This window comes from Asaia sp. BMEF1, assembly GCF_051628905.1.
GTDB lineage: Bacteria > Pseudomonadota > Alphaproteobacteria > Acetobacterales > Acetobacteraceae > Asaia.
In genome coordinates, this window is sequence record NZ_CP157575.1 from 3,408,354 (window position 1) to 3,426,338 (window position 17,985).

The 17,985-nt window shown below is 53.8% G+C and carries 13 protein-coding genes; 5 read left to right on the forward strand and 8 right to left on the reverse strand.

What is annotated here, in order from left to right:
• Window positions 1-17 precede the first annotated feature (17 nt).
• Entirely contained in the window at window positions 18-2,408 is a 2,391-nt protein-coding gene (locus tag ABHV46_RS15245) for a TonB-dependent siderophore receptor (protein WP_438382164.1), read from the reverse strand.
• A gap of 440 nt (window positions 2,409-2,848) precedes the next feature.
• Here ABHV46_RS15245 and ABHV46_RS15250 point away from each other — a divergent pair, with 440 nt between their 5' ends.
• Both ABHV46_RS15250 and ABHV46_RS15255 read left to right on the forward strand, forming a co-directional pair.
• Window positions 2,849-3,670 carry a tetratricopeptide repeat protein gene (locus ABHV46_RS15250; protein ID WP_438382165.1) on the forward strand — a complete coding sequence of 274 codons (822 nt, stop codon included), beginning with the start codon at window positions 2,849-2,851 and terminating at the stop codon, window positions 3,668-3,670.
• Between the two features lie 261 nt (window positions 3,671-3,931).
• A complete protein-coding gene (locus ABHV46_RS15255) occupies window positions 3,932-6,238 on the forward strand; it encodes a TonB-dependent receptor (RefSeq protein WP_438384457.1) in 2,307 nt (768 codons plus the stop codon).
• Window positions 6,239-6,398: 160 nt separating this feature from the next.
• Here ABHV46_RS15255 and ABHV46_RS15260 read toward each other — a convergent pair whose 3' ends face one another.
• The 7 genes from ABHV46_RS15260 to ABHV46_RS15290 all read right to left on the reverse strand — a co-directional run bounded on the left by ABHV46_RS15260 (window position 6,399) and on the right by ABHV46_RS15290 (window position 16,081).
• The gene (locus ABHV46_RS15260) at window positions 6,399-9,224 is read right to left on the reverse strand and encodes a rhamnan synthesis F family protein (protein WP_438382166.1); all 2,826 of its coding nucleotides are present in this window, start codon (window positions 9,222-9,224) and stop codon (window positions 6,399-6,401) included.
• Entirely contained in the window at window positions 9,221-10,690 is a 1,470-nt protein-coding gene (locus tag ABHV46_RS15265) for a methyltransferase domain-containing protein (protein ID WP_438382167.1), read from the reverse strand. Before ABHV46_RS15265 ends, ABHV46_RS15260 begins: the two co-directional genes overlap by 4 nt.
• 184 nt (window positions 10,691-10,874) lie before the next feature.
• Window positions 10,875-11,825 (reverse strand): NAD-dependent epimerase/dehydratase family protein, encoded by a 951-nt coding sequence (locus ABHV46_RS15270; protein ID WP_438382168.1) that lies wholly within the window; start codon window positions 11,823-11,825, stop codon window positions 10,875-10,877.
• 999 nt (window positions 11,826-12,824) lie between these two features.
• Window positions 12,825-13,259, reverse strand: a complete 435-nt coding sequence (locus ABHV46_RS15275) for a hypothetical protein (protein WP_438382169.1) — start codon at window positions 13,257-13,259, stop codon at window positions 12,825-12,827.
• A 282-nt stretch (window positions 13,260-13,541) separates the two neighbouring features.
• On the reverse strand, window positions 13,542-13,922 hold the full coding sequence (locus ABHV46_RS15280; RefSeq protein WP_438382170.1) for a hypothetical protein: 381 nt from the start codon (window positions 13,920-13,922) through the stop codon (window positions 13,542-13,544).
• A gap of 157 nt (window positions 13,923-14,079) precedes the next feature.
• A complete protein-coding gene (locus tag ABHV46_RS15285) occupies window positions 14,080-14,907 on the reverse strand; it encodes a DUF1868 domain-containing protein (RefSeq protein WP_438382171.1) in 828 nt (275 codons plus the stop codon).
• A gap of 139 nt (window positions 14,908-15,046) precedes the next feature.
• Window positions 15,047-16,081, reverse strand: coding sequence for a hypothetical protein (locus ABHV46_RS15290; RefSeq protein WP_438382172.1), 1,035 nt, complete (start codon window positions 16,079-16,081; stop codon window positions 15,047-15,049).
• A gap of 275 nt (window positions 16,082-16,356) precedes the next feature.
• Between ABHV46_RS15290 and ABHV46_RS15295 the strand changes: the two genes are divergently transcribed.
• Genes ABHV46_RS15295 through ABHV46_RS15305 form a run of 3 tightly spaced genes read left to right on the forward strand, consistent with a single transcriptional unit; the run spans window position 16,357 to window position 17,917 of the window.
• The gene (locus ABHV46_RS15295) at window positions 16,357-16,740 is read left to right on the forward strand and encodes a hypothetical protein (RefSeq protein ID WP_438382173.1); all 384 of its coding nucleotides are present in this window, start codon (window positions 16,357-16,359) and stop codon (window positions 16,738-16,740) included.
• 60 nt (window positions 16,741-16,800) lie between these two features.
• A complete protein-coding gene (locus tag ABHV46_RS15300; RefSeq protein ID WP_438382174.1) occupies window positions 16,801-17,466 on the forward strand; it encodes a hypothetical protein in 666 nt (221 codons plus the stop codon).
• A 13-nt stretch (window positions 17,467-17,479) separates the two neighbouring features.
• Entirely contained in the window at window positions 17,480-17,917 is a 438-nt protein-coding gene (locus ABHV46_RS15305) for a hypothetical protein (RefSeq protein WP_438382175.1), read from the forward strand.
• Window positions 17,918-17,985: the final 68 nt, after the last annotated feature.

A 17,985-nucleotide genomic window follows, 5' to 3' on the forward strand; every position in this document is an offset into this window, starting at 1 on the left:
GGACCGCTCCGAGCCGATCAATAATGCCCGCGTAGCGTAAAGCTGAATGTCCGGGGCTGACCGTAGATCATGCCGTCATAAAATCCGGCCTGACGTACAAAGCTCTTGTCTGTCAGGTTGGTGATGTTGCCTGTCAGGTCGAGCCATTTCATCAGGCGATAGCGAGCCATCAGATTCACCAGTGTGTAGCCATTTACGCTGAGATTCGAAGAGTCGTATTTGCCTTTACCCAGTGGGCGTCCGGGATTTGTAGCCCACTGCGTCGTTGTCTGACTCGATACGCCGCCGCCAATCGTCAGGTTTTTCAGGCGTCCATGGAATGTGTAGCTGGTGGTGAGGCGCACGAGATGACGGGGATCCTGACGATAGCTCAGACCTTGTTCATCCAGATAGCTGTAGCCAAACAGCACGTTCCATCCGGGAAGGATTTCGCCCGAGGCATCGAAATCGATGCCCTTCGTCTTTACGCCATTTACCGATTCATAAACTGACTCACCTGTCTGGAAGTTGGTCGCCCCTGTTGCCTGTGCCACGTTATTCTGCTGATTCAGGTAGAAGGCGAGGGTGGTATTCAGACGACCACCATAGAAGGCGCCTTTGATGCCCGTTTCGTAGCTTCGCCCGGTAACTGGGGCGAGGGGCTGATTGTCGATGTCGCGCAGTTGGGATTGCGGCGTGTAGACATTCGTGTAGCTGCCATACAGGGAAAGATTTTTCGTAAAATCGTAAACGGCACCAGCGTAAGGCGTGAGGACTGCATTCTGACGTCCTGTGCCATTTTGGCCGGAATAGACATTGGCCGTCGTATAAGTGCCGCTATAGGCCTCATAGGTGCTTACGCGTCCGCCCAGGATGAGTGACAGCCCTCGCGCCAGCACAAAACGGCCGGAAGCGTAGGCACCGTAATTGCGCGTCACATCGACCTGACGGGCGCGGGTTCTATGTGTCTGATAATTGGGGTAATCGCCATTCCATGTGCGCCAGTTCGCTATCGGCAGACCCGTTGCGCGGTATTGACAGCCATTGAACGGTGCAACACCGGCAATCGAGCAATTACCCAGCGCCTTGCTGAAACTATAGGTCGTCAGGGTGTCGTTGTAGCCATTGAAGCCGAAGACAAGCTGATGCGTATGGCCGAAGGCCCGAAACGGCCCGCCGATATGCACATCGGCATTATCACGTGAATCGTGATATTCAGAGTGGAGGGCATTCAGATAGCCACCAGTGCCGTCCTGATTGAAGAATCCGGCATAGCCACCGACATTTCTGGCCGCGTTATTGACCTTCGCTATACCAAGATTGCTGTAGGAGCCGCCTTCGGTTCGCATATAGCCGACTTTGAGATGCCATTCCCCGCCAAGACTGTGATCGTAATTGGCGAAGGCTGTGTACTGGTCACGCAAAGCGGTGCTCCAGTTTGCAACCGGATTGGTACTGCGAGGCAGATTGGCAGGAGAGCCATCGGCGAACCAGATGGGTACGTTGGCGCCCCAGGACGCACCATCATTGCGTGTGCGCTCATACTGGAATCCATAGTTGAGCGTATCGCGTGTCGAGAGATCCGCCGTGTAATTGGCCAAGGCCCCGATACGGTTCACATGCTCTCGGATGCGGAATGTGTCCGTGTCATCCCATGAGAAAACATAACGGCTTCGGATGGATCCGGAATGGGTGATTGGCGCATTGATATCCGCCATGACGCGACGCTCGTTCCAGTTGCCCAGTCGCAGCAACCCGCTTGCGGAAAATGTTTTCGTCGGTGCTTTTCGTTGCAGATAGATCGTCGCCGATGGATCGCCCGTACCGCCGAGCAATCCGTTTGCGCCGCGCACGATCTGGGCATTGTCGTAAAGATCCATATTCATGGAGGAACCGACACCGCCGAAACTTGCGGATGCGTCGATCTGCATGCCATCGATCTTGTAATTGGTGATATCAAAGCCTCGGGCCCGATAAGTGGTCCGGCCTGCATTATCATTCGAGTAGGACGAGATGCCTGGCGCTGTTCCTAATACATCGTCCAGAGTGTTGATCTGTTGATCATCCATCAGCTGGCGTGAAATAACGGTGACCGTCTGTGGCGTCTCACGAAGGCTCAGCGGTAAACCTGTGGAGGTGCTGGTTTCCGATATCGTGTAGCTGCCCTTTTCCCAAAGTCGCGCTCGGACATCGATTTTTTCTTCCCGTCTCTTGGCATCATCACTGTCATGAGCTGAGTGTCTTTTTCCCGCTTTGTCGTGACCTGGCTTCCCATGACGATGCCTGTGTTTTTCGGGATGCTCTGAGGAAGAGGTCGCGCGATCTGTTACAGCCGGATCGCTCGTTTCGGCCAGCGCGGCCGAAAAAGGCAGGAAGGCAAGGCAGGTTCCCAGTGTCAGCATGCGACACCGATTGATTGCGTAGCTCAAGACGCTTGATCCGTTCGGTTGATATGTTGAGAATCACTATCAACAAGCGGATAATCGTTTCATTAAGAAACCTAAAGATATGAATTTGACTCGTTGGGAAAACTTTTCGTTACAATTCGTGGTATCTTCCGGGCTTACCTGCGCCAAAACCGCTATTCACGGTCGAGGAATAGTGCAGTTGCCGAGAGGGTAATCGCGATGTGTTGGGATCGCAGAAAATCCCTGTTCCATCGCGCGAAATACGGTTCTTTTTCTCTCTGGATATGCGGCTTGACTGATTTTATGGACGTCCGGTTTTTCCGTTTTTTCGCGATGGCTGAAACGCTGGTGGAACGACCTCAACCGGTTTTCGGAATGGCTTGTTGCGATATATTATTAATATTATCACAGCATGATCCTGTGGCCTCCGGTGGTCGCTCTCTCGATGGGATGAGGTACCATTGGCACGTGTTTCGAAGCTCTTTGCGCTTTCACTGAAGCGTCGGCACAAGGCTAAGGCGCCAATCCCCCAATTGCCTGACGCAATTGAGGCAATTCGCGCCCGTGCTATGCAAGGATACGTTGCCGAGCAGGTGCGATGGGGGGATATCCTGCTCAAAAGCATTTATCTGCCGCCCGATCCGGCACGGGCGCGCCAGTGGTATGAGATCGCGGCCTCGGCAGGTTATGCCCCTGCGCTGAATATGCTCGGGCGTTGCCATCATTTCGGTTGGGGCTGTTCGATAGACCACATGGCGGCTGCGAAATATTACGGACAAGCCGCCGAGCTGGGCGATCTCTGGGGCAATTACAACCTTGCAATCATGGTCATGCGCGGCATCGGCATGAAGGCCGATTTGCCGCGCGCGCTGGCGCTGTTTCGCAGCGGCGCCGAGCGCGGACACGCAAAATCGATGAATTTGCTCGCCCGCTTTATTGAGGAAGGCTGGCATACGCCCCGTGACTCGGTGCTTGCTTTTGACTGGTATCGACGCTCGGCTGAAGGTGGCGATTATCGCGGCCAGCATAATTACGCGACGGCGCTCTGCGCTTTGGGGCGTGAGGATGAGGCTTATGACTGGTGGGACAAGGCCGTCATCGAGGCGACCTCTGACATTCTGCTCGCGATGCAACGCCAGTTGCGGCCGATGCAATCGCCCCGGCGTGAGGCTTTGCTCGCACAGGTCGAGCTTCGGCTTGAGCAATTGGGCGTGACCGCGCCGCAACAGGAAGGGGCAATTGATCGATCTGACCGATTTACCGGGCCGGTTAATCCCGTTTGAGAGCTGTGAACCGCCCGTGTTGGCGGGGCGTAAGCGCGTCATGAGGGCTTTCTCGTAAACTCGCCGACATCGAGTGTCGCATTCAAGCAACACAACGACATAAAGCGGTGTGATGCGATTGCGAGCTGGTTGCAGCACTTTGTCACGAAAGATAGGAACTATTCTCAATTGCAGAGACTGATTCCTTCTTTTGCGTGTGGAGACTACGTGTTGTCCGTGAAATGGGTTCGCCCTTCCTATCCCGTATCCCTGTTGGTCGGCATGACCCTCGCTTGTTCCGCCGCACATGCCCAATCGGCACAAAGCGACGATGGCAGCACGCATCGCAAGAAATCGAAGGAAGAGGCCCAACAGGACGCGAAGAAAAAACGCGCAGACAAGGCTCAGACTACGCAACAGGACGGGGTCGATGAGCATCTCGTGGTTCACGGCGCGGCGATGAACATCCTGCATGAGCCGATCGGTCTGGGGCGCATGCCCGACGACATCATGCACACGCCTCAGACCGTTAATGCCGTGCCCCAGATCCTGATGCAGCAGCAGAATGTGAAATCGCTCGATGAGGCGCTGCGCAACGTGCCGGGCATCACGGCATCGGTTGGTGAGGGCGAGGGGGGCATGGCGGGCGATCAGTTCCTGATTCGCGGCTTTGCGGCCCAGAACGATATCTACGAAAACGGATTGCGCGACTTCGGCGTCTATACACGTGACAGCTTCGATTACGACCATATCTCGGTCATCAAGGGCCCGTCATCGGAAGTATTCGGCAATGGCACCACGGGCGGCGCGATCAATATCGTGACCAAGGTGGCGCATCTGGGCGATACCTATAATGCACAGTTTTCCGGTGGGTCTGGTGAGTATTACCGTGGCACGCTGGATGTGAACAAGCAGATCGGCGAGTCCAGCGCGGTGCGTATTACCGGCATGGGTAATGAGAATAACGTTGTCGGCCGTGACAATATCTATTCCCATCGCTGGGGGCTGGCGCCTTCTATCGGTTTCGGGCTCGGCAAAAAGACCAGTTTCACGCTCGAATATTTTCATCAATCCGATAACCGCATCCCCGACTATGGCGTGCCGGTTGTTACCAAGCCTGGCAGCACGATCGGACGTCCCGCGACGGAGTACGGGCTCGACCGGCATAGCTGGTACGGCACGAATTACGATCAGGACGTGTCGAATGTGAACATGCTCACGGCGCGTCTGAATTCGGAAATCAGCCAGCATCTCACGATTTCCGATGATCTGCGCGGCGGCCTTTACGATCGTTATTTCTCGTCCTCTCAGCCGGGCTGCGACGCGACCTGTCAGAAGCTGTTTTTCACCAACCCGTCACAGGCGCAGATCAATCGCCGCGGTCATCTCGGCGGGCCGGAGCCCTATCAGCAGAATGACTGGTCGGTGCAGAATGTTTTCTCCGCGCGCGCCAATTTCAAGACGGGCTTCATTCGCCATCAGGTCATCGCAGGCTGGGATGTCGAGCATATCTACGATCGTCGCACCAATTACGCTTATAACTTCAATGGTCAGAACGGGACACGTACCGATACGACCAGCATGATCAACCCCTCCCACACCCAGCCGGGTCTGTTGCTCGGGGGCTTGGGCCAATATCAGTACGATCTGGTCAATCTGTCGGGCGGGGCAGGGCGCAAGCTCTATAAAACCGGCGATGCCACCGATGTGGGGGCTTTCCTGTCAGAGCAGATGTGGCTGGCACCCTGGTTCTCGATCCGCGGCGGTTTTCGCTGGGATCACTGGAACAGTCATTATGCAGCGACCGAAGGCGCAACGGCAGCCGATACGCGTCTGTCGCAGCAGCAGAATACGATCAACCCGACCGTGAGCCTGATGTACACGCCGAGCGACAACACGATGGTCTATTTCAACTGGGCGCGCTCGACCACGCCGCTTGGGCTGTATGTGACCAACAGCTCGGAACCGCTCAAGACCTCGACTCAGGGCTTCAAGCCCGAAAAGGCGAGCCTGTATGAGATTGGCGTCAAACAGCAATTCCTGCACGGCCGTCTGGGCGCGACCGCGTCGCTTTTCCGACTGGAGAAAGGCAATGCGCTCATGACCGATCCCTCGACGGGGAGTGTTTCTTCGTCGAGCGACACGCAGCGTAATCAGGGCGTCGAACTGAGTCTTTCCGGTCAGATTACCCGAAACTGGAGCCTGATCGGCACCTATGCCTATTACGACGCCACAACGACAGGCTCGCTGACGGCGGCGGATATTGGCAAACGCATTCAATATGCGCCCAAGAATATGGCGACCATTTGGAGCACCTATACGATTGCCCCCGACAAGCCCTGGAACCTCACTTTCGGTGGTGGACTGACATGGCGTGACTCTGTCTGGCTCGACGCAGCCAATACGGCACGTGTGCCGCACACGACGGAATGGGATGCCATGATGTCGCATATGGTCGGGCATCGTTGGCGTCTGGCGCTCAATGGCTACAATCTGGCCAATCGTCTGAACTATTCCAATCTGTTCAGCGACCGCGCCACACCTTCTGTCGGACGCACGTTCCTCGGCAGTATTTCGTTTACTTACTGAGGTATCCTCGCCCTCCGCGCACTCTTGCAAGTCGCGGAGGGAACGAATCAAATACTGGTAAGAAAAGCCCAGGAATGATTGACAAAAGTCTCTAATTGTCAGCCATCGTTGATGATTATTGCCTCTCGACCAAGCAAGCGCCAGCTCACCGATCACGGTCTCACCATGTCGATCCGGGCATCCGTAAGCCTCCGATTTCGAAACCGCTTTTTCTGACAGAAAAGGGAATCAACCGTTCGATAGCATGCAGAAGTGTCCCATCGTCAGGCAAAGGCTCAGAAGGATAATCTTCCCAACTCAAACCCAGGGCCACTAAAGGCTTTAGTGCCTCAGGCCTCGCCCAAAACATTGTTCCCAAAGGGAAATCGAAAAAATCGGGTAAAGGCTCTGATATATGCATCTTATCAGCGAGTTCCTTAGCAATACTCCGATTACTATCCCAACCTACGAGATGTGGGTCTTCCGGGATCAAAAGACCCAAGTCTAAGTTTTCACCGAAGGCCGTGATTGCCACATCGAGCATCGGCGCGCCTCCTCCAATAAGGTTATCCCAGATAAAATCCCGCCAAACCCGCCCCATAGCGGTATCTATTCCAGCACTATGTTTGCCATGAACATGCCCGATAAGGTCGTATGTGGAGCTAGAAAGTTCTTCACGCAAACCTGTGATCAATGGGCCGATATCACGTCCTGAATTAGGCATTACGCGTACTTCGACATGGCCGGGATAACTCGATGTAAGCCGTAGCAACCGCTGAGCTTTATCGTCTGTATCGGTTGTAAGTATCAAGTCACAAACGGCTTTATTTACAGAGAGTCTACGTAATAAATCTGGCGCGGAGTCCGTATAGAAGAAATGTCCATGTAGCAAAATCCGCAACGATCCATGAGAGAAAGATGCTGAAGCTTGAGGCGAGAAAACTTTCCTGCTCCACGGGCCCAACGGCTTTCCTGACCTGAGCCAATGCGCAAAAGGATTATGGCCCTCGACCACACAATCGTCAAAATATGCTTGAGCATATGCTTGAGGATGAAAGCCTGGATAGGGTCGACGAAAGTAGGGATTGCTAACCTGATCAGGACTCAGGCCGACCACTGCCCACTGATGTTCAACGCAGCGCTCCAGCCCAAACGCACCTGGCACATTAACCCCAGGAGGCAACGCTAGTTCAGGGTCAATCGAAGAATGGTCGAAAGAACTATCGATTCTTCCGGTTCTTAAAGCACGACTAGCTTCGACGCCCCAATCATCGATGCGATCAACATAGGTCCTCATATTATAGGATATGCTTCCGACTTCCTTCGTTCTCTCGCGAACTATCTTTAGCAGAGAAGGATCTTTTGCAACTTTCATAATTGCTTCGCCGGCCAGATGCGCATTGAGATGCGGAACAACCAGTAAATCGGTTACAGGATCCTTAGCAAGAATCTCAGCTGTCCCACATGCGCCAGCGAAGCACACGGTCGGAATACCCCGCGTGACGGCATCAATGCCCACATTAGGCTGCGGATCCAACCGGGATGACATGAAAAATAGATCCATGCTTTCATAGATCGGCTCAAGATTTGCGACGGGTTCGAGGATTTCAAGATAGTCTTGGAGATTAGACTGAATAATTTGCTCCGCAAGGTATACAGAGTATGACCAATCATCTCTAGGGTTGTAGCCTTCACCTACAAACAAGAATCTGACAGGTAATTCAGGCATTAGAAGCTTAACCGCTGCGGCAGCGGCTATAAATAAATCGACTCCTTTGCGTAACTGTATAGTTCCTAAACCAACAACAAGAAATTCACCTCGACTCTTTGCTTCGTAAATCGATTTTTCAAGTGCGAGCTGGGATTTCGATTTTTCGCTTATCGAATGGTCAGTACTCAAATTCGACGGAAGAGGTACTGGTCCCTGCGCAAGAACATGCACTCCTCTTCGGTAGGCCAGAGACGGAAAACTCGCGAAAGAGGCTCGTTGCACAATGTTTGCTGGAAAAATAATGTGTGAAGCCCAATCAAAAACGTCACGCATCTTTTCGATTGGGCGTGTGTAACTGGCGAACTCATGCACCAGAGCGACTGAAGGAATACCAAACTTCGCGAAAGCTGGCACAGCCAATCTTGTCTCAATACTATTGGCGATTACATATAAGGGACGATATAAATGCGATATACGCTGGGCAATTCTGGTGAGTTCTATCTCTGACCACTCTTCCCAAACTAAAGGACCTATAATAACTTTCGAGATCTCGCCAAAATGAGCTTCCAGTGCGCCCCCGCGCATTAAGAGAGAAACGATATTATATTTCTCACGAAGCCCTTGCGCCACTGCCCATCCGAGAAGTGGGGCACCTGTACGAGATGCCTCATGCAGAACAACTACAATTGCAGGCCGCCCATCCGCCTCAATTTGAGGAAATACTAAGCGATCGGCAGCGGACCTCGTGCGACGCCCCTCATGCTGACCATATGTGATGTAGTGCTGGAGCGGCGATAGACCATTGCTGCCGATATCATCATACAAAGCCATGTAAAAATCAGGATCGAACGAATCTGATGGTTTGTATCCTAATAGTTCTCCCGCCACGACATAGTGTATAGCAGGGTCAATATCGCTCGGCAGACGCTTGGCATAGTATGTGGCATCAAAAAAAGGAGAATTCCGAATCTGTTCAGCCCGAAGTAGCGCCTCTTCTTGCGCCTTGGGCGGCCGTCGACCAGCGTGAGAGAGCAAATTCAGCCACGTTATTACTGGCGCATCATTCAATCCCGACGCCGTATAGTAAGGATGTAGAAAACTTCCCTGAAAATCATCGCAGGGTTCTATCCCCTCCTTCCAGCCATAATCGAGATAATGCGCAACTGGATCGATATTCGGTGGAAGATGCTGGCGCTGACGATATCCTTCAATATCAAGCATTCCGGATAGCGACAAAATTTCATGGGCCGCACTGTTGGAAGAAAAATCTTTTTTCGTTACTGGAAAATGTCTCATCTTCCAGTTGCCCCTCTGAGCAGTCGAATAATACCTCTCCGGACAGGCCTAGGTACAATACGGCTTACAAAATATATACCACTTGCTCTCAATGAACGCTCAAGTAAATCACGAAGTCTATGATAGTTAGCGTGCCATAGAGCGAACTGTTCCTCAGCTGTACGTTTGTCGGACTCTGTCTGAATCAGATGTCTCCGTAGCTCATCCGTCTCAGACCGCAAGTGGCATTTGTCGGACTCTGTCTGACTGAGGCGGTTCCGCAGCTCATCTGCCTGCGAGCGCCAGTAACGTTCAGCAATGGCTGCCGAGCGCTGAGCAACGACGCGCGCTTTATCCCGCTGATTTGCGGCTATATTCGCCTCGTTTTGTGCATTAATCGCGATCTCTCGTTCCTGAGAAATATTACTATTTAATTTTTCCAAGAGGTTGGTTTTGAAAATCAACTCGTTATTAGCTGTTTCTAATAAAACCTCTAATGCAGCATGAGATGCACTGGCTGTCTCAATTTCAGCTGTCAGATGTCGTATGGTTTCGTGCGCTTGGTTGATCTGCTCTTGATACGTGGAAGCTTGTTGCTGTGCTTGGGTTATAGACGATGCGATTTCAAGACGAGAGTCACCATTTGCTTTTTCTGCAGCTACGGCACGCTCGAGCAAGCGGTCTATTTCTGATAACGCCTGCGAGAAGCCCTCAGCTTTGGATAATATAAGACCTACATCCTCTCTGTCGATATAGGCAGAGACAGGCGCATTTGGGAGAGACTGATTGGAGGCAATCGCAATATCATAAAGCGCCCGAGGAAGGTCGTCCGACGCTTCAAAGTGACCAGACCCACGCCGCTCAAAAACCATGGTATTCTGTGCTTTTTCTCCTTCAGGAAACACCACTGAGCCCACCAACGGGCGCTGGCCCATCATTTTTACATTTACGAAGGAACCTTTCAGCAAGGCTGTGAACGAACTTCGAGACAGCTCCCGCACATGGTAAGGGTTCGCCGCACTTCCTGGAGGTGAGTAAACGTCGCGTTGAGGGGAGGAGACGAGAAACACGCCATCAGGTCGCAATACTCGTTTAACCTCAGAGATAAACTGCTCGTGCTCATAGAAATGCTCAATCGTCTCAAATGAGACAACCAGATCTATGGAGCTATCAGGTAACGGAATTTTTCGAGCATCACCTAGCAGGTATTTTAGGTTGGTATTCCTGTAGGTCTGTTGCGCATGAGATACTGCATCTTCTGAGACCTCGACCCCAGTAACAGTTCGGGCAACCTGCGCGATCAAGGCCGTTCCATAGCCTTCACCCGAGGCAATATCTAGAACATCTTTTTCTCTACTAAGCGCGCGAGCGATGAAATAACGATGCAGATGTTCAATCTCGATTTGTCCGGAAGCGCTTGTGGTAAAACGCTCTCCTGTGAATTCGAGTTCGGCCTCCGGCATGGTACGCTGAAATATCTCACCCAACCTGACTTCCTCCTTAATTGACCTGAAATGCGTAAGCGTTTGCTCACATGCCAAGATCTATCGGTTATATTTTAACTTTGCAGAACGGAAGAAAAAATAACGCAATAGTATTGTATGCGCTTATAATCATCCACTAGGAGATGCCTGTTTATTTTGTAATCCGATTTAGACTTATTTCAGTATTTTATAGATAAAGAGAAGAAAATAGTCTCTTTTCGGTAAGGTCTTCAATGGTCTTGGATATTCCATCGGAGAAGGAAACCATTGGTTTCCATCCTAAATACTTCTTTGCTTTTCCAATACAAAGAACGTTAACCGGCACGTCGAAGGACCTCATTTCGGTTCTATTTACTTCAAGTGTGCGGCCAAGCTCCTTTTCCAAGGCAGAGATAACCTCATTAAGACTATAGCCTATGCCGCTGGCAACGTTAAAAGTGTGCTCTTTGCCGTTGGGAAAGAGAGCCATTTTGACAAGACATTTGGCAACATCAGAAATGTGAATATAGTCTCTAATTACTTCTCCGTCACCCCATATTGTAATGGGTTCCCCTTGCAAGGCTTTATGGAGGAACACTGTCACTGCCCCCAAACCCCGTGATAGATCTTGACCTGCTCCATAAGGATTGGCAACTCTGGCCACCCGGCAGTCAACACCATACATTTCTCGATAAAAATTGAGGTACACCTCTGCCGTGGCCTTCCCGGCCCCGTAAGCAGTGATCGGCGCAACAGCATGATCTTCTGAGATTGGAACTTGATTTACTCTCCCGTAAACCGTTCCACCGGACGAAGTAAACACTATCCGTCCGCCACCACGCCGCCTCAATGCCTCAAGTAGACCAATCGTCAATCCCACATTCGTCATCAAATCCCCACCAGGATTAGCATTCGCGCTTGCTGGCATGGAACCCCAAGCGTAGTGGTGTACGACGTCAACGTCCTCTATCAGGCGATCCCAATCGGCAATTGTAACGTCTACAGTTAAGTGTTTGACCGACCCCTGGAAGCATGCCCACTCAGGTTCTATTGAAGAATGCCGGCTTACAATCGTGACCTGGTTTCCGCAATGAGCCAGAAGAGACGCAACATGTCTCCCCACGAAACCTGAACCGCCTAAAATGAGATGATGGCTCATTCTGCTTTCTCGATCAAAAAATTACTGTAACAATACTATTTTAGAGATGGCAGATCTCTTGACGGAAAGCAATCTACTCCCATCAGGCCTCCAATGGTTAAAAATATGGTGATTGTCAGGGCCTGTTAGGTCTCGTTGGCAAGAGGGCTATACGATCAACCTGAGTTTTGATTCACGGTTTGCTTCTATTCGATCGGTAGGGCGAAGCGAGGTTGGCAAGACGCGATCTGACTGATCAGGAAAGGGTGACGATTGGTCCATTTCTCCCGCTTGAGCGTGGGCGCGGGCCACATCTATCCGGAGATGATCTCCAGTTTCTGAATAATAGTTTTGCATGTTATGCGAACGGGCTGCCTTCCGCGGAACATGCATGAGCGCTACGGCATGTAGAACTCGGTCTACGTCCGGTTCCGACGTTGGACTGAACAGGGTGTCTGGGATGCTCTTCGACAGACCTTGGTAGATCCCGGGCCGATTGATGACCAGCACCATATGATCGACAGCATCTTAGTCCCTGCTCATTCACAGGCCGTTGGAACAAGGGGGGGGGGGACTCATTCGCAGGCTTTTGGTCGGTCACGCGGCGGCTCTGCGAGCGAAATTCACGCCCGATGTGACAACCAGTTTGTCTTTGGCTTTAGTCTATACCGGAGGCTGAATCTTGAACGACAAAGTCGCAGACACACTAGTGAAACTGCCTGTGCCAAACTTCAAAGTCTTGCTGGCCGAGCGGGGTGTGACAGTGGCAGTCTCCGCCAGGATCTGCGGGCCCTTGGGATCGTGACGCTCATCCCGTTGCTTGGAGGTCGCAGCACTTCGCATAAAACAGGTTACCGGCGTTACGGAGATCGCGATCGCATTGAGCGAACGTGCAACAAACCCGAGCAGATGCGCCGCATCGCGACTCGCTATGACAAGACCGCCTCGACGTTGACAAATCTCCTCAATCTCGCAGCTGTAGAGATCTGGAGCAATTGTTCTGTCAATGTAACCTAGCAGTCATCCGAACAGTTGGATGGTCGCGTGTGTTTCGTTCCAGACCCAACGCGGGGCGCCGCTTCCAATCCTGGCACCGCCAAGCCAGCGTTCTGCAGGGCAGAGTGCATTCCAGTTTCGTTTGCCGAAGTACACGTCTCTGCCAGCCGGGGTCAGAGAGACTTCATCTGTTGCCCGATCGCTTTCATAGCTTCGAGGCGTGACAGAGATTGCTGGTTCGTTGGCGTTTCTGAGGCTTTCAAGCAGATCACGAAACATCAGGTCGGCGAGCCATAGCAGAGGCTCTGCTTGCTGCGTGAGAGCCTGAAGAATGGCGCCGGGGGCGCAGGGTTTGTCTGCGACGAGCCCTAGAACGAGGCGTTGTGATAAGGCGAGCCCGTCATGTGCCCATGGATACTCTTGAGCGAAACGGGCGAGTGCCCGGCCCAGTTCGGGCAAGGTCGGTGTTCCGGCTTGGGCCAGCGTTATCAGCGCAGAAGGGTCGGGGGCGCACAATGCTGCCCATGCCGCACATCCGCTTTTCAGCGCGGCAGTTGAGACGGGCTTACGACTTTCCCACAGCAGAAGGAGCGCTTCGGGCGGGAGCTGTCCCAGTCCGATGAAGCGGGTCGCACCCGGATAGATCCCGGTCGAGACAAGCTAGGGATGGCGCGTAATGACGGTGCAAATTCGGGAGAGGATTAGCTGTTCGTAGAGATCGTGTTCAAACCATAGAACACGTCACTCGTAACGAGTGACGTCTGATAAGACATCGTCTTCCTTGAGCATTGTTGTCAGTATCGCCGCGTGGTCCATCCAGTTTTCGGTCTGGGTAACAGGCTCGCTGTATGGCGGATCGGTATAGCTCTCGAAGTCACCATTGAAACCTGCTTTCCGCAGAGGCGATTCAATATCGTTACCGCAGTGCAGACGCAGTGTGCTCAGGTCAGCACTCGGTACCGATCCCTTCCTCGCTATGCGAGATCTACTCGCAGTCGAGGCCTCCAAGTGGCGCAGCAAGTGTAGCAAGCTTGAAAGGCCAAGTTCGCGGGCGATCACGCTCTGAACATCAGCCAGAGTGGCTTTTGAGGCGGTTATCGGTCTTGGTTGATACTGGGTCATGCGATCTACTGCGTCGGTATGACGCGGGCGCAGCCCTTTTCGCGGATACGGCGGCTTCGACCGAGTCATGAGTTTAGCATCTTCCCAGGTGCCACAGTGAGTCGATCCTATTTCGTTTGTTGGGTTCGGTGGGCTATTGGGGGCGCCTAACGCGACGTCAGCCTTTACGCTGGAGCGTGAGAAGCGGCGTGAACGCGAACATCGTCTCGAAACTGCAAAAGACTGGCGGCGGAATGACGATGGTGCCGAGCTTGTCGGCGTTTTCACGACGCCAGCCATGGACCTGCCGACGCAGCACGTCTTTTTGCGAGCGTGGGATATGGCGAATTTTATAGCCATAGGTCGCATGGAACATGAAAGTCATGAGATTATCAGGATGAAAGCCGATGGATTCGGCAAGCTGGCGACGCAAATCGTAAAGGGCTGTCGCCATGGCCGCATTGGCCGGACGAAGTGGCACGCCGACCAGCGGTGCGTGGAAGCGGTCCGCGTCGATTTCCATTTCGATTTTTTCGGGAATATCGAAGCGTATCGCAGCCAGTCGGTCGCGGATGATCGGCGCGGTATTGGCGATCGGGAGCGTCGTGCTGATGCCCGAGGGCCAGTTGCCCTTGGCCTTCTGCTCGGGGTCGACGCCGCCGAGGATGGTCATGTGATAGCTTGAGGGCGGTGTGGGAGTTATGAAGTCACGCCACTCGCGCAGGATCAGCTGGTTCATGTCGAGCATCGCCTGCGCGAGCGGATCGGTGGCATTGAACGGGCATATGATCGTGTTGCCCGGCCAGATCAGTGGCTGACCCTTGGCGTCGAATTTACCCTGACGATCGCCCCCCTCCGGTTTGATCCCGGTGTCGCATGCCGGCGCTTCTTTTTCCGGCGTCGTCACGGCGGGGGCGGCGCCACAGGCCATCAGTGCGCCAAGGCCCAGCAGGATATCCCGGCGGCGCGTCGTCGGCACGGCGGCGGGCGGAAAAAGACGATGCATGAATACTCTCACGAATCTCAGGAGGCCGATAAGGGCCCCATTCTGAAAAGATGCGGTTTCATGCCATGACAAAGCGCAATCGTGGGTGACATGTTTGCGACATCTGAAGCAAGAACGTCACATCCCAGTATCGAATGGCCTATTTCGACTCTCTGCCGGCCTCAGAGGCGCCACTTTCCTGCACGCTGGTATAGCCCTGATGGGTTTCGTCGAAATGCAGCCCTAAATTGGGCTGAAGAACGCGAGCTTCGCTTGGGGCGAAAAGAAACTGGTCGTCAGGAAAATCGAACAGCACGACATTATGCTGAAAGAAGCTCTCTCCGAGCGTGCCCTCATCGATATTTTCCAGCACGAGAAATTCTGTGGGGCCGAGCTGTTTTTCACCCAATCGGAAAGAATGGAATACGTGGCGCGCACCGCGCGTGATCGCGCCGAAACGGGTAACGACCTTGGGATCGTGCGCCAGATCGCCCGTCGAGGCGCTATTGGCCGGGTCTGAAACAGGCAAGGTGTTCATGCCCAGATCGGGATCGAGCGTGAGGCGCAGTTTCCTGCCGTCGATCTGCGCCATGACCCGCGCCCGGTCATCCATTGCAATTATCTGAGGTGTATGGGTGAAAATGGCCGATGGCCCGGAGCTGCAATCCGGGCTGTTTCGCCAGACCATGAGGCCGAGTTTCTCATGCGGCACGTCGAGCATCAGAAGAAGCTTTTTGAAGAGCGGGCGACCGATCATCCCGATAAGGGGGCGGCCCGAAATACTGTGGCGCGCTTCGCCGTCGAGGCGTTCAGCGATGAGATCATGGAGCATGATTGGGCCGATCTGCAGCGTGTCTATCCTGGTTTGCTCGCTCAGAACCGGCACGTGGTCTTGAGCGATCATTGGGTGTGTTATGCCCTGATTGAACCAGATATCCCCCGCGTTATGTACGAAGAGATGCCCGAATAACGGGCTGACAAACATGGCGGCCGGGTGATCATTTATCGTTACCGGGATGATCGGCGCATCAGAAGGGCCGCCGAGAAGAGGCAGGATCGCGGAGCCTGTCACACAGCGATCGGCGATCTGTTCGGCCTCAAGGAGGCGCGCCTTGCCCTGCGCTCTTGTGCTGTCGGACAAGGCGAGCGCGAGGGGCAATATCAGACAGTGACTCAGAAGGCGCATTCGGCTCATCGTCGTGTTCTCCCGCGCGCTGCCGGGCTTTGGCACAGAAAGCGAAGCCCGATGCAAAAGCTGTGGCAGACACACCACTAAGTAATTCTACGCATTTATTCGGAATGATCTCAAACCGTAATGTTCTCTTGCGGTCAGGTGGCCCGTATCGACGATGAGAGAGGGCGGAATGACAAAGGCGGCAGAAAGGCCATCGAAAGCGACAAGATGCACGACGATAACGCGTATGATACTGCGGGCGGCGACTGGTCTTGGTTGGGGTGCTCACAGGCGTTTTGTCGCAGGCGAGCCCCGCCGAAGCAGCGATTACGGTCAATCTGGAGCCTGAGCAGTCTTTCACCATGGGGGTCGGGGTGAGGGGGCAGTACATGACGGCAGACCCCTCGACGCCCGATGGCGGCGATGCGGCAGCGGCGAGCGATCTGCGTATCTATATGGGCGGGCAGATCGTGCACATGGTCAAGGCGACGCTCAATGCCGAGCGTATCCGCGACGGCAACTGGAATGTGCTGGACGGTATTCTGCAATTCGAACCCGTGAAGGCGGTCAATCTTTGGCTGGGCCGCATGTTGCCCGGTAGTGATCGCTCTAACCTCGACGGTCCCTATTTTCTGAGCACCTACGCGTTCCCAATGGTCGCACAATATCCGGGCATGTAGTCAGGTCGTAACGATGGCGCTACACTGTGGGGTAAACTGGCCCATGATCGTTTCCGTTACATGGCCGGGATCTCTAAGGGGCATAACTGGATCGATGGCGGGTCGGGCAGTGGCCATAACCCCCTGTTTGCCGGACGTATCGAATATAATTTTTTCGATCCCGAGCCTTCACCTGCCTATTACACGGCCAGTACCTATTACGGAAAAGCCGATATCCTGGCGATCGGCCTGGCGGGGCAATATCAGGTGAATGGTGTCGGGCCCGCCTTGCAGAAAGGCGATTACAAGGCCTGGAATGTCGATGGGCTTTTCGAGAAGCGCATCGGTACGATAGCGCGATATGGTGTCTACACGCTCGAAGCAGCCTATTATCAGTATCGCACCGATGGCGTGCGCGACATCGCGCCCAGCTTCAATAACCACAAGGCCGATTACGGTAATATAGGCGGAATCAATAGTGGCACGGCCATTCTGGTCAGCACAGCCTATCTTATCCCCTGGCATGTGGGATGGGGGCGTATCCAGCCCTTGCTGCGCTATCAGCAATTCCGGTTCGCCCATCATCTGTATGGCCCCGGCAACCCCAAGACGCGGCAATTCGATGCAGGCGCGAATTATGTGATGGATGGCCATAATCTACGCTTCACCTTCGATTTTGCCCGCTACACCCCGGCCAGCGGCACGCAGTCCGATGCGTTCCTGCTCGGCATGCAAATGCAGTATTGATGAGAGAAACGCCATGATGATGCGCTCAGGAGCTTTTCCTCTCGACACAGGCGGGTCGACACAAACCTTGCGTCCAGGCGCAACCGTGACATGGCGGTTTTTCATCGGGGCGACGGCCCTGACTCTGGGCGGGCTCGTGCTGTCTTGCATGCCCGCCAAGGCGCAGGATGCGCGCTGTATCGTCATGCTCAAGAAAGAGGAACGGCTTATCCATCGCATCGGCCAGAGGCGCCACGAGCCACGTCTGCCGCCCAGTGCGCCGGGCTATCCGGGTCTAGCCGTACGTTTCGACCCGCTACCGGGTTTAGGAATTATGCAAGGGGCGCTCTGGACGCCTGAGGGCGGGGTCGAGATCGATAACGAGGTGAAGGAGACGCTGGACGCTCTCGAAAAGCAGCGCTTGAGCCTGCACGATGCCGAGACGAGTGCCCATTGTGCGCCTGCGCATTGACCTCGTTCCCTCGGTGAGAATTCTCAAGGCAGGACCAGATGACCGGAACGAAACTTCTGCCTCGTTCC